Here is a 12,158-nt window from a genome sequence, read left to right on the forward strand (position 1 = left end):
GCACGCCAGGTGCCCCCTTCCGTCGAGAAGGGGGCACTTCCGTATCCGTCAGACCCAGGTGCCCTTGCCGACGGTCACCACACCGCCGTTGCTGATCGCGAAGCGGGAGCGGTCGCGCTCGGAATCCACGCCGATGATCTCGCCCTCGGACACCATGACGTTCTTGTCCAGGATCGCGCGCCGGACAACCGCACCCCGTCCGACCCGTACCCCGGGCATCAGCACACTGCCCTCGACCGTGGCTCCGTCGTCGACCATCACATTGGCGCTGAGCACCGAATTGCGAACGGTCGCCGCGGACAGAATGCTGCCCGCCCCGACAATCGATTCCTGGGCCAGGCCACCCCGCGCGAATTTCGCCGGCGGGAGATTTTCCGCGGCGCCCCGGATGGGCCAGTGCCGGTTGTAGAGGTTGAACACCGGGTTGACCGAGACCAGGTCCATATGCGCTTCGTAGAAAGCGTCGATTGTGCCGACGTCACGCCAGTAGCCGCGGTCGCGGTCGGTGGCGCCGGGCACCTCGTTGTCGGCGAAATCGTAGACCGACGCCTGACTCGCCGAAACCAGGCTGGGGATGATGTCACCACCCATATCGTGGTCGGAATCGGAATCCTCGGCATCGGCCCTGATCGAATCCACCAGCACTTTGGTGGTGAACACATAGTTGCCCATCGAGGCGAAGGTCGAATTCGGGTCGTCGGGGATACCGGGCGGATGGGCCGGTTTCTCCAGGAAACCGATTATGCGGCCCGATTCATCGGAATCGATACAGCCGAAAGCGCCCGCCTCACTGCGCGGCACCCGGATACCGGCCACCGTGACCCCGGCCCCGGAGTCGATATGGTGGGCCACCATCTGTTCGGGGTCCATCCGGTAGACGTGATCGGCGCCGAAGACCACGATGTAATCGGGATCCTCGTCGTAGATGAGATTCAGCGATTGCATGATGGCGTCGGCGCTGCCGGTGTACCAGCGCGGCCCGAGCCGCTGCTGGGCGGGAACCGGCGTGATGTATTCACCGGCGAAACCGGACAGCCGCCAGGTCTGGGAGATATGCCGGTCCAATGAATGCGATTTGTACTGGGTGAGCACACAGATCCGCAGGAAACCGGCATTGACGAGATTGCTGAGCACGAAGTCGATGAGACGGTAGGCACCGCCGAAGGGGACGGCCGGCTTGGCCCGGTCGGCGGTCAGCGGAAAGAGCCGCTTGCCCTCACCACCGGCGAGCACGATTCCTAGTACGTGCGGCTGGCTCCTCACAGTGCCAAACTACCGAACGAGGTGGTCGGCGGGCATCGACCGCTCGGCGGCTACCGTGAATCGGTGAGTTCCGGTTCCAGCGGCGCGGCCGAGTTGTCCGCGGCCGACGAGCTACGGGTGGCCATGCTGACCCGAGAGTTTCCACCCGAGGTCTACGGCGGCGCGGGCGTTCACGTGACCGAACTGGTGGCCCGGTTACGGCGGATGAGCGCGGTGACCGTGCACTGTATGGGCGTACCGCGCGAGAACGCGCAGGTGCACGGACCCGATCCGGCCCTCGACGGCGCCAATCCCGCCCTCCGGATGATGTCGGCACAGTTACGGATGGCCGACGCGGTCGGCGTGGCCGACGTGGTCCATTCGCACACCTGGTATTCGGGCCTGGCGGGGCATCTGGCCGCCACCCTCTACGGGATCCCGCACGTGGTCACCACCCATTCGCTGGAACCGCGACGACCGTGGAAAGCCGAACAGCTGGGCGGTGGATACCGGCTCTCGTCCTGGTCGGAACGCAACGCACTCTTTCACGCCGACGCGGTGATCGCGGTGAGCGACTGGATGCGCCGCGACGTACTGGACGCCTATCCCGCGCTGGATCCCACCCGGGTGCACGTCGTGCGCAACGGGATCGACGCCGACGTCTGGCATCCCGGCCCGCCGGAGCCCGGTAGCCGCCGTATCCTCGACGAACTCGGTGTCCGGGCGGACCGGCCGCTGGCGGTGTTCGTCGGGCGGATAACCCGGCAGAAGGGTGTGGGCCATCTGCTGAGGGCGGCGCGCGACATCGATCCGGAGATCCAGCTGGTCCTGTGTGCGGGCGCGCCGGACACGCCGGAACTGGAGGCCGAGGTCGCGAATGCGGTGTCCGGGTTGCACCGCCGCCGGGGCAATGTGTTCTGGGTCCGGGAGATGCTGCCCACCGAGCAGATCCGGCAGCTGCTGGCGGCGGCCACAGTTTTCGTCTGTCCGTCGGTCTACGAACCACTGGGAATCGTGAACCTGGAGGCCATGGCCTGCTCGACCGCCGTGATCGCCTCCGATGTGGGCGGGATCCCCGAGGTGGTCGCCGACGGCCGGACCGGCCGGCTGGTGCATTTCGAGGCGGGGGCGACCGGCGCCTACGAGCGCGCGCTGGCAAGCGCGATCAACGAGCTGGCACTGGACCGGGCGCGAGCGGCCGAGCTGGGCGCGGCCGGCCGTCGCCGCGCCCAGGCCGAATTCGACTGGTACCGGATCGCCGAGCAGACCCTGGCCGTGTACCACACCGTCTGCAAACGGTGAGCTCCTCGCCGGTCCGTCAGGCAGAGGAAGACGCCGAGGTGATGTCGTCGGACAGCGGGGCGACGGCCGCGATGATCCGAGCGACGGTCTCCTCGTCGACGCCGGCCGCCGTCAGTGAATCGGTCAGGTGCCCGGCCACCAGGTTGAAATGGTGCATTGTGATCCCGCGTCCCTGATGTACCTGTTTCATCGGCGCGCCCGCATAGGGTTCGGGCCCGCCCAGTGCCGCCGCGAAGAATTCGACCTGTTTGCCCCGGAGCCGGGACATGTTCGTCCCGCTGAAGAAACCGGCCAGTTCCTCGTCGGCGAGGACACGGGTGTAGAAATCCGCGACGACTACTTCGAGTGCCTCATGGCCGCCGATCTGCTCGTAGATGGTCGTGGTGGTTTCTTTTCGTTTGCCGAATGTCGGTATCCGCATAGAACAAGGACATCAGCACCGTGTTACTCGGCGATCAGGCCGATGTCGCGAGTGGATTGCCCGCTGTGCCGGTGTGATTGCCCCGTTCTCACCGCCGCCGCGCGTGGGCGGTGAGGTCAGACCGGGGTGTAGGTGCCCACGGTGACCGACGCGGTGACCTCGAAGGGGTCGGGCAGGCGGGCGATCCGCGCCGTCGCGTCGTCGGCGTGGTGGGCGGACGGGCCCATCGCCACCAGGTTCGCGATATCGGCCCGGGACAGGGGCATCGCATATTCGACCGTGCGGCCATCGGTGCGGGTGAAACGGCCGGTCATGGCCTCGGCGAGGCGGCGATCCTTGGCGGGGTCGACAGTGACCATGCCGACCGGATCGATGAGCTCGGCCAGATGCCGGTCCGTGGGCGTGACGACGATATAGCGGCCGCCGGGACCGAGGGCCCGGGCCACGGCGTCCGGATTGCGCGGCGCGAATATCGACAGCGCGGTGGTGAGAGTGTGCGCGCGGATCGGCAGGCCACGCCAGGCGTCGGACACCACCGCGGCGGCGCGTGGATGAGCGCGGGCGCACCGGCGGCCGGCCGGTTTGGCGATGTCCAAGGCGATCCCGCGGGCCACCGGAACCGCGTCGAGAACACGCGCCAGGTAGTAGCCGGTACCCGCACCGATATCCGCGATGAACCCGCCGGTGCCGGTATCGCGGGCGGCCACCGTGGCCGCCGCGACGGCGTCGGCGATCGGAGCGAAACTTCCGGTGCCCTGGAAAGCCGCGCGCGCGTCGAGCATCGCGGCGGTGTCACCGGTCAGTTTGGTGGCCGCACCGGTGAGCAGACTGATATAGCCCTGCCGGGCGATATCGAAACTGTGGCCGCGAGAGCAGCGTAGTGTGCCCGGCGCGGACGACAGGCCGCGGTCGCATTCGGGGCAGCTCAGTACCTCGGCGACCGCGGCGAGCGCCGATTGTTCGGCTACCTGTCTAGCCGGTGACACTCTTCAATTCGTCACCGAGTGCCGCGGCTTCGTCCGGCGTGAGTTCTACGACCAGACGCCCGCCACCCTCGAGTGGGACCCGCATGACGATCCCACGGCCTTCCTTGGTTGCCTCGAGGGGACCGTCCCCGGTACGGGGCTTCATGGCCGCCATCCTCTGCTCCCTCCAGATCTGCGCTGTATGCTGCGCACTTGCTCGGAACTCCGGTTGTCGCCAACCGGGCGGTCCGCCGGCTGAGACGACGGACCGCACTCGGTCCATTCTTCCCTATCGCATGAGATGACGGACACTCGACGTCCAAATGTGATCGGTCAGCCGACCGCGGTGTGCCGGGTATCGACCCAGCATTCGGCCAAATGATCGTCGACCATACCGGTGGCCTGCATCAGCGCGTACGCGGTGGTCGGCCCGACGAAACGGAAACCGCGCCGCTTCAATTCTTTTGCCAAGGCGACGGATTCGGGTGTCGTCGCCGGAATATCGGGCAATGCGCGCGGACGCGGTCGCGACGGCGGGGCGAAGGACCACAGCAATTCGTCGAGTCCGATATCGAGTTCCCGCGCGACTTTCGCGTTGGCGATACACGCGTCTATTTTCGCGCGATTGCGCACAATGCCGGCATCGGTGAGCAGGCGTTCGCGATCCGCGTCACCGAACTCTGCCACTCGGTCAATGGAGAATCCCGCGAACGCCGCCCGGAACGCGGGCCGTTTGCGCAGGATCGTGATCCACGCCAGGCCCGACTGGAAAGCCTCCAGGCACAGCCGCTCGAACAGGGCGTCGTCGCCGTGCAGCGGGCGGCCCCACTCCTGGTCGTGGTAGTCGCGGTAGAGCTGCGAATCCACCGACCACGGGCACCGGACCAGCGTGTCGGTCGTCACGGACCCGGTCACGGCTGCTGCGGACCGTGCTGCGAGGCGGCACCGGCCGCGCGGGCCTCGGCGAGCTGACCCTGCAACTCGTCGATCCGGGCGGCCAGCCGGGCCAGCGCCCAGTCGACCTCGCCGGCCTTGTACCCGCGAACCACCTGCTGGAAGCGCAGCGCCCGCACATCCGCGCCGCTGATGCCCTCCACCGGTAGCACCGTCGCCGTGGTCCCCTCGGGGAGCGGACCCAGCTCCTCCGACCGCCCGAACAGGGCACTGGCCAGGAGGAACAGGACTGCGGCCACCAAACCGACGATCACGACGTACAGCAGCAGGGTGAGCATGGATCGAGTCTATGTGCGCTCAGAGATGACGGGTGGTGTCGATACCCAGCGACATACCGGCCAGGCCGCGCCGGCGGATCGCGAGCTTGTCCGCCACCGCCCGCAGGGCCACCGCCGACGGGTTCTCCGGGTCCTTCAACACGATGGGCGTGCCCTCGTCACCGGCTTCGCGCAGCGCCTGTTCGATCGGGATCTGACCCAGCAGCGGCACCTCCGCGCCCACCGCCCGGGTGAGACGGTCGGCCACCGCCTGACCGCCACCGGACCCGTACAGATCCATCCGGGTGCCGTCGGGCAGGTCCAACCAGGACATGTTCTCCACCACACCGGCGATCCGCTGCCTGGTCTGCAGCGCGATGGCGCCGGCGCGCTCGGCGACCTCGGCGGCTGCGATCTGCGGGGTGGTGACGACCAGGATCTCGGCGTTCGGGATCAGCTGAGCGATGGAGATCGCCACATCGCCGGTGCCGGGCGGCAGATCCAGCAGCAGGACGTCCAGATCGCCCCAGAACACATCGGCGAGGAACTGCTGCAGGGCCCGGTGCAGCATGGGACCGCGCCACACCACCGGGGTGTTGCCCTGGGTGAACTGTGCGATCGAGATCATCTTCACGTCGTGCGCGACCGGCGGCATGATCATCCGCTCGACCTGGGTCGGCCGGGCGCTGGTACCGAGCATGCGCGGGATCGAGTGGCCGTAGATATCGGCGTCGAGGACCCCTACAGACAGGCCGCGGTCGGCGAGCGCCGCCGCCAGGTTGACCGTCACACTGGATTTACCGACGCCGCCCTTCCCGGAGGCCACCGCGTACACACGGGTCAGCGAACCGGGCTGGGCGAAGGGGATGACCGGCTCGGCGGAATCGCCGCGCAGCTGCTTGCGCAGTTCGGTGCGCTGCTCGTCGCTCATCACATCGAGATCGACCGAGACCGCGCCCACACCGGGGACATCGGCGACCGCGGTACTGACCCGCTGGGTGATCTCGGTACGCAACGGGCAGCCGGCGGTGGTCAGGTAGACCTCGACGTGCACATTGCCGTCCGGTTCGATCCGGATGCTCTTCACCATGCCCAGTTCGGTGATCGGTTTGCGGATCTCCGGGTCGTCGACCTTCGCGAGAGCGCCCCGCACCTCCGCTTCCGTTACCACTGGCATGTTGCCGATGGTAGTGCGGTCAGATCTTGGGCAGTTCCGCGGGCCGCGGTGCGATACCCGTCTGGTACGACTGCTCCCAGGCCATCACGTTCGCCACGTAGGCCATCGAGTTGTTGTAGCGCAGGATCGCCCTGGTCTGCTGGGCGGGATCGCTCATGTCCAGGCCACCGGAGCACAGGTACTTGCCGGCGGTCAGCGTGGCGTCGTAGTAGTTCTGCGGGTCGGAGATGCCGTCGCGGTTGCCGTCGGCGGCGAAACTGGTCCAGGTCTCCGGGAGGAACTGCATGGGGCCGACCGCGCGGTCGTAGCCGCTGAAGCCGTCCAGCGCGCCGCCGTCGGAATCGTGGATGACATTGTTGCCCGACAGTCTGCCGTCCAGCACGGGGCCGAACACCGGGGCCAGAGCATTACCGTCGGCATCGGCCCGGCCGTTGTTCATATGGGTGGATTCGACCCGGCCGATACCGGCGAGCATGGTCCACGGCATATTGCAGTCGGGATTCTCCTCGGCCAGGATTTCCGCGGCGCCGATGTAGGCGGCCTCGGCGATACCGGGGATACCCGAGGCGGCCACGGGGAGATCGTTGCGGGGACGGTTCGGATCCAGCGCGACCGATTTCACCTCGACGCGCGCCTCGGGCGACTGCTTGGCCATGGCGTGCATCGCGGTGGGGTCGACGGCGACGGCGGGTGCCGCGGGCTGCGCGGGGGCGGCGCCGAGTGCCGACACCTGCATGGCCACCGAGGCCGCGGTCGGATCGGTGACCACCGCCGCGGCGTTGGTGGCCACGACTCCGGCCGGAACCAGACCGGTGAGTGCGATCACCGAGCTACGGGAAACGGTGGCAGGTTGCTGTTTACGGTGACGCCCCACGTACTCAAGCCCTTCATCTCAACGCACAGCCTGCGGTCACGAGTAGTTCGTTGCCGGTCCGTGACCTGTTGTGTCGACGATACCGCATCCGAGATCTGTTTGTTACCCCTCCGTGACCATTATTTCCGCGCGGATGGGAAAGGGAAGCGGCGGCGGCGCTTCACAACTCGTACCGCGCCCCGCCCGGCCGGTGGGCCGGCCAGGCGTGCCCGGCCGATCGGCCGGCCCGCTGGTCCGGCACGGGTGAGAGCCTTCCGTTTCGGGTGGAACCGCCTGTTCAGGCGGGCGGAGCAGTCTCCGGCGATGTCGCCACCGCCGCGGGTTCGGGTGCCGCCGGCGTGGTATCCGCCGGCGCGGGCGGAGCCGCAGCGGGAGCCGGGGCGAGCCCGATCGGCAGCGGGATGACGATCCCGCCCGGAAGCGTGATCGACGGCGGCACCGGCGGTGCAGGTGCAGGTGCGGGGGCGGGCGGGTTCCCGTTCTCGGCGGGCGCCGGTTCGGCGGGTGCGGATTCGGCCGGTGCCGGTGCGGACGGGTCGCCGGGCTCCGGTACCGCCGGGTCCCCGGGCGCGGGGGCCGGAGCCACCGGACCGGTACGGCCCGCGGGCCCGTCCGGGACGACCGGAGCCGGATCGGGCAGCGCCTCGCCGACCTTCGGGGCCCCCGGAGCGGGCGGGCACAGCAGTCCGCACGGGATCGGGGGCAGGCCCGGGATCCGGATCATGGGCGCGGGCCGCGGCGTCTGCGCCGGTAGCGACGGCGGGGGCGGCGGGACCTGGTTCTCGGTCTGCGCGGCAAGCAGATCCGTTGGCCCGGGGGGGAATTCGGCCGGGGTGCTGCCCGGCGGAACGAGATCGGGGGAGATGGTGACCGGGGCGGGCCGGCCGCCGGTCCGGTAGGCCGCCGACCAGCTCAGGACATTGGCCGCATACGACATGGAGTTGTTGTAGCGCAGCACCGCTCGCAGCTCCTGTTGCGGGTCACGCAGATTCAGGCCACCCGAGCACAGATATTTCCCGGCGCCGAGCGCGGCGTCGAAGACATTGTGCGGATCGGCACGCCCGTCGGCGTTGCCGTCCGCGGCGTAGCGAGACCAGGTGCTCGGCAGGAACTGCATGGGCCCCAGCGCCCGGACGTACCCGCCGTCGGCCGCGCGGATGACCTCGTTGCCGGGCAATGTGCCGTCCAGTGCCGGACCGAAAATGGGCGGGTTGGTGGTACCGGCGGCGTCCGTGCGGCCGTTGCTCGCGTGGCCGGATTCGATCCGGCCGATTCCGGCCAGCAGATTCCAGGTGACACCGCATCCCGGCGTCGAGGACTGCAGGGCCAGTTCGGCATTGCGATAGGCCGCGAGCACGATCTCCGGAATGCCGAGCGCGCCATTGCCCTGGGGCAGATCGATGGTCTGCAGCGGGACGATGCCGCCGAAGGGCGGGATCCCGTCGGCGGGGGCGGGACTGAGTGCGCGGAGTTTCCGGGGTGTAGAGCGTTCTACCGGCAGCATTCCGAGTGTCTGGGGCAGTGGCGCGTCCGTGGTCCCGCCGGGGTCTTCGAGGCGATCGGTATCGGCGGTGAGCCGAGCCCCGGGAGCCTCCGGGGGAGTCGACGAGAAGGTGGTGTTGGCGGCCGAACCGCTCGCTACCAGGCCCGCCATGACCAGAGCCGACATTGCCACAGGGGTAGGTATCCGCATTCGGCTCCACCATTCCTCTATGTCACAGGTGAGCAACCGTCCCGGACATTCCCGGACGGCGTGCTCGGGACAACGTGATCCAGGTTACCTACCGGTCAGGAGCATATTGCGGATTTCCGGTCATTCGTCCGCGACAGGCGATGAAACCGAGCCCGTAACCGGCTTGTGACCGGAGGTTTTCTTGCGTTTCGGCTTAGTGGACTTTTCCGGGCGCGTCGGGCCCACACCTGCCGCCGACTCGATGCGATCCAGTGCGTCGCGGATCTCGTCCAGTTCCCGCCTCAGATAGTCGCGGGTTGCCACCTCGCCCACCGCGAGCCGCAGGGCGGCCAATTCGCGCGCCAGGAACTCGGTGTCGGCCTTGGTCTGCGCGGCCCGTAACCGGTCCTCCTCCAGCGATACCCGGTCGCGGTTGTCCTGCCGGTTCTGCGCCAGCAGGATGAGCGGCGCGGCATAGGCGGCCTGGGTGGAGAAGGCGAGGTTCAACAGGATGAAGGGGTAGGGATCCCAGCGCAGCGCGATGAAGAAGATGTTCAACGCGATCCAGACGATCACCACCACTGTCTGCAACGCCAGATAGCGTCCGGTGCCCAGGAACCGGGCGATGCGTTCGCTGCCGCGCGCCAACGCCTCTGCGTCCCAATCGAACCGGAACCGGGATTCCACCGGTGTCTCCAGCCGCTGCCGGGCCGAGGCCGCCGCCCGGCTCGCGGTGCTCTTGTCCGTCACTGCCGTACACCCTCGAACAGTTGCTCGTCCTCACGCCAATCACGTGGCAGCAGATGGTCCAGTACATCGTCCACGCTCACCGCGCCCAGCAGATGGTTCTGCTCGTCGACCACCGGACCGCAGACCAGGTTGTAGCTGGCGAAATAGCGGGCCACCGCGGTGAGCGGCGCCTCCGGGCGCATGGTGGTCAGATCGGTGTCCAGGAGCCCGCCCACCAGATGCGCGGGAGGTTCCCGAAGTAACTGCTGCAAGTGCACACAACCCAGATAGCGCCCGGTCGGCGTCGCCGTCGGCGGCCGCACCACGAAAACCATCGAGGCCAGCGCGGGTGTCAGGTCGGGGTCGCGGACCCGGGCCAGCGCTTCCGCGACGGTCGTCGACGGCGTCAGGACCACCGGTTCCGGTGTCATGAGACCACCCGCGGTGTCCGGGGAATGTTCGAGCAGGCGGCGCACCGGTTCCGATTCCTGCGGATCCATCAGCGTCAGCAGCGATTCGGCCTCGTTCTCCGGTAACCCGCCCAGCAGGTCGGCGGCGTCGTCGGGATCCATGGCCTCGAGCACATCGGCCGCCCGGCCGATATCGAGCTTGCCCAGCAACTCCAGCTGATCGTCACCGGACAACTCCTGGACCACATCGGCGAGCCGTTCGTCGTCGAGCGCCACCGCGACCTCCAGCCGCCGCTTCTCCGGTAGCTCGCGCAACAGATGCGCGACATCGGCGGCGCGCTGACCCTCGAACTGCTCGAGCAGCGTGCTCACATCCTGACCCGGCCGACCCAGCTCGTACGGTGTGAGTCCCTGCACCCGAGCCCAGTCGACCACGTGCACGGTGCGCCGCCGTCCGAGCCGGCGGTGCCCGCGCACCGCCACCCGCGCCACCCGCCAGTCCCGGGTGCGGGTCAGCGTCATCCCCAGATCCACCACGTACACATCGACCCCCGCCAGATCGGGCAGATCGGGGTCGTCCACTCGTACCGCCGAGTCCACGATCTGTGCCATGGCCAGCACCTCGCCGGGACGCTGCGCGAAACGGCGCAGGCTCACATTGCCGGTGTTGAGGTTCACCGAACCGGGTTCGACGGCGGTGACGCGCAGCATCGGGACGAAGATCCGGCGCCGGGTCGGCAACTCCACCACCAGGCCGTGGACACGCGGTTCCTGCCGGTCGTACCGGACGGCGACCACCACATCGCGAACACGACCGATAGACTCGCCGTCCGGCCCCAGCACCGCCAGGCCGGTCAGCCTGGCGATATACACCCTGGTAGCTGCCATGGGTGTCAGGCTAGATGTTCCGGGGCCGGACCGGGCCGACCCCCAGGAGAGTTGATGAAGCCGCGCCGTTCCGTGCTCGCCGTGCCGGGCAGCAATCCCAAGATGATCGCCAAGGCCAAGGGCCTGCCGGTCGACGAAGTCTTTCTCGACCTCGAAGACGCGGTCGCACCCGAGGCCAAGGCCGCGGCCCGCGCGAATATCGTGGCCGCCCTGAACGACTCCGGCTGGGGTGAGCAGCTGCGGGTGGTGCGGGTCAACGACTGGACCACGCAGTGGACCTACGCGGATGTGATCTCGGTCGTCGACGGCGCCGGTACCGCACTCGACGCGATCCTGCTGCCCAAGGTCACCGACGGCGGTCAGGTGCGCGCGCTGGATCTGCTGCTGAGCCAGCTGGAACGGGCCAACGAGCTCGAACCCGGCCGCATCGGTATCGAACCGCAGATCGAGAACGCGCTGGGTCTGCGCAATATCGACGAGATCGCCACGGCCAGCCCCCGGGTACAGACCCTGGTCTTCGGCCCGGCCGACTTCATGGCCAGCATCAATATGCGCACCCTCGTCGTCGGTGAACAGCCCGAGGGCTACGACACCGGCGACGCCTACCACCACATCCTGATGACCATCCTGCTCACCGCACGCGCCCACGGTCTGCAGGCCATCGACGGCCCCTACCTGCAGATCCGCGATATCGACGGCTTCCGGCGCGCCGCCGCCCGCACCGCCGCCCTGGGCTTCGACGGAAAATGGGTACTGCACCCGAGCCAGGTCGACGCGGCCAACGAGATCTTCAGCCCCCGGCAAGCGGACTACGACCACGCCGAACTCATCCTGGAGGCCTACGCCTTTCACACCTCCGCGGCCGGTGGCGCCCGCGGCGCGGTGATGCTCGGCGACGAGATGATCGACGAGGCCAGCGCGAAAATGGCGGTGGTCATCGCCGAGAAGGGGCGGGCAGCGGGGATGAAACGGACGTCCACCTTCACGCCACCGGAGTAAGGAGTTCGTCCGGTGGGGCCGCGACCGGAGTCGCGTGGTCGAGGAAGCGTCGGTGATGCCTGGCGCACGATGCTGTCGAACCAGCGCCCAGTGAACCCCGGGCACAAGGGTCTGCGGCTCGGCTGTTGGAGCCCATGAGCCGACCCGGGATCCCTGCCCTGAGGAGGCGAGAGGCCGGGCGGTGGGCACCGAAAATGCTCGCTTGTCGGTGGCGGACTCGCTGGTGAAGGCAGGGTGTGGGCCTGCTCGTGAAGGTGCTGTGTTTATT

Annotated in this window: 13 protein-coding genes; 2 read left to right on the plus strand and 11 right to left on the minus strand. The window is 68.3% G+C overall.

Features of this window, described 5'->3' with window-relative positions; all coding sequences use genetic code 11:
* Window positions 1–48: 48 nt before the first annotated feature.
* Window positions 49–1,263: a glucose-1-phosphate adenylyltransferase gene (glgC, locus tag NS4_RS18105; protein ID WP_063060708.1), complete on the minus strand. Its 1,215-nt coding sequence runs from the start codon at window positions 1,261–1,263 to the stop codon at window positions 49–51.
* Window positions 1,264–1,386: 123 nt separating this feature from the next.
* Between glgC and glgA the strand changes: the two genes are divergently transcribed.
* Complete coding sequence (gene glgA / locus NS4_RS18110) at window positions 1,387–2,544, plus strand: glycogen synthase (protein ID WP_063060725.1); 1,158 nt, start codon at window positions 1,387–1,389, stop codon at window positions 2,542–2,544.
* Between the two features lie 16 nt (window positions 2,545–2,560).
* Here glgA and NS4_RS18115 read toward each other — a convergent pair whose 3' ends face one another.
* The 10 genes from NS4_RS18115 to NS4_RS18155 form a co-directional block, all read right to left on the minus strand.
* On the minus strand, window positions 2,561–2,965 hold the full coding sequence (locus NS4_RS18115; RefSeq protein ID WP_063060709.1) for a group I truncated hemoglobin: 405 nt from the start codon (window positions 2,963–2,965) through the stop codon (window positions 2,561–2,563).
* Window positions 2,966–3,081: 116 nt separating this feature from the next.
* Window positions 3,082–3,951: a putative RNA methyltransferase gene (locus NS4_RS18120; RefSeq protein ID WP_063060710.1), complete on the minus strand. Its 870-nt coding sequence runs from the start codon at window positions 3,949–3,951 to the stop codon at window positions 3,082–3,084.
* Window positions 3,938–4,105, minus strand: coding sequence for a DUF3117 domain-containing protein (locus tag NS4_RS31575; RefSeq protein ID WP_064484472.1), 168 nt, complete (start codon window positions 4,103–4,105; stop codon window positions 3,938–3,940). Before NS4_RS31575 ends, NS4_RS18120 begins: the two co-directional genes overlap by 14 nt.
* Window positions 4,106–4,263: 158 nt before the next feature.
* Window positions 4,264–4,833 carry a DNA-3-methyladenine glycosylase I gene (locus tag NS4_RS18125; RefSeq protein ID WP_157106105.1) on the minus strand — a complete coding sequence of 190 codons (570 nt, stop codon included), beginning with the start codon at window positions 4,831–4,833 and terminating at the stop codon, window positions 4,264–4,266.
* An 8-nt stretch (window positions 4,834–4,841) separates the two neighbouring features.
* Window positions 4,842–5,162, minus strand: coding sequence for a DivIVA domain-containing protein (locus NS4_RS18130; protein WP_063060712.1), 321 nt, complete (start codon window positions 5,160–5,162; stop codon window positions 4,842–4,844).
* 19 nt (window positions 5,163–5,181) lie between these two features.
* The gene (locus tag NS4_RS18135) at window positions 5,182–6,318 is read right to left on the minus strand and encodes an Mrp/NBP35 family ATP-binding protein (protein WP_063060713.1); all 1,137 of its coding nucleotides are present in this window, start codon (window positions 6,316–6,318) and stop codon (window positions 5,182–5,184) included.
* Between the two features lie 19 nt (window positions 6,319–6,337).
* Window positions 6,338–7,192, minus strand: a complete 855-nt coding sequence (locus NS4_RS18140) for a lytic transglycosylase domain-containing protein (protein WP_063060714.1) — start codon at window positions 7,190–7,192, stop codon at window positions 6,338–6,340.
* A gap of 277 nt (window positions 7,193–7,469) precedes the next feature.
* Window positions 7,470–8,861, minus strand: a complete 1,392-nt coding sequence (locus NS4_RS18145) for a lytic transglycosylase domain-containing protein (RefSeq protein WP_245665504.1) — start codon at window positions 8,859–8,861, stop codon at window positions 7,470–7,472.
* A gap of 144 nt (window positions 8,862–9,005) precedes the next feature.
* A complete protein-coding gene (locus tag NS4_RS18150) occupies window positions 9,006–9,614 on the minus strand; it encodes a DUF1003 domain-containing protein (RefSeq protein ID WP_063060715.1) in 609 nt (202 codons plus the stop codon).
* Window positions 9,611–10,891, minus strand: coding sequence for a magnesium transporter MgtE N-terminal domain-containing protein (locus NS4_RS18155; protein ID WP_063060716.1), 1,281 nt, complete (start codon window positions 10,889–10,891; stop codon window positions 9,611–9,613). The genes NS4_RS18150 and NS4_RS18155 overlap by 4 nt, the downstream gene beginning before the upstream one ends.
* 54 nt (window positions 10,892–10,945) lie before the next feature.
* On the opposite strand from NS4_RS18155, the gene NS4_RS18160 reads away from it, so the two are divergent.
* Entirely contained in the window at window positions 10,946–11,890 is a 945-nt protein-coding gene (locus NS4_RS18160) for an HpcH/HpaI aldolase/citrate lyase family protein (protein ID WP_063060717.1), read from the plus strand.
* Window positions 11,891–12,158: the final 268 nt, after the last annotated feature.

Source organism: Nocardia sienata NBRC 100364 (genome assembly GCF_001613205.1).
Lineage (GTDB): Bacteria > Actinomycetota > Actinomycetes > Mycobacteriales > Mycobacteriaceae > Nocardia > Nocardia sienata.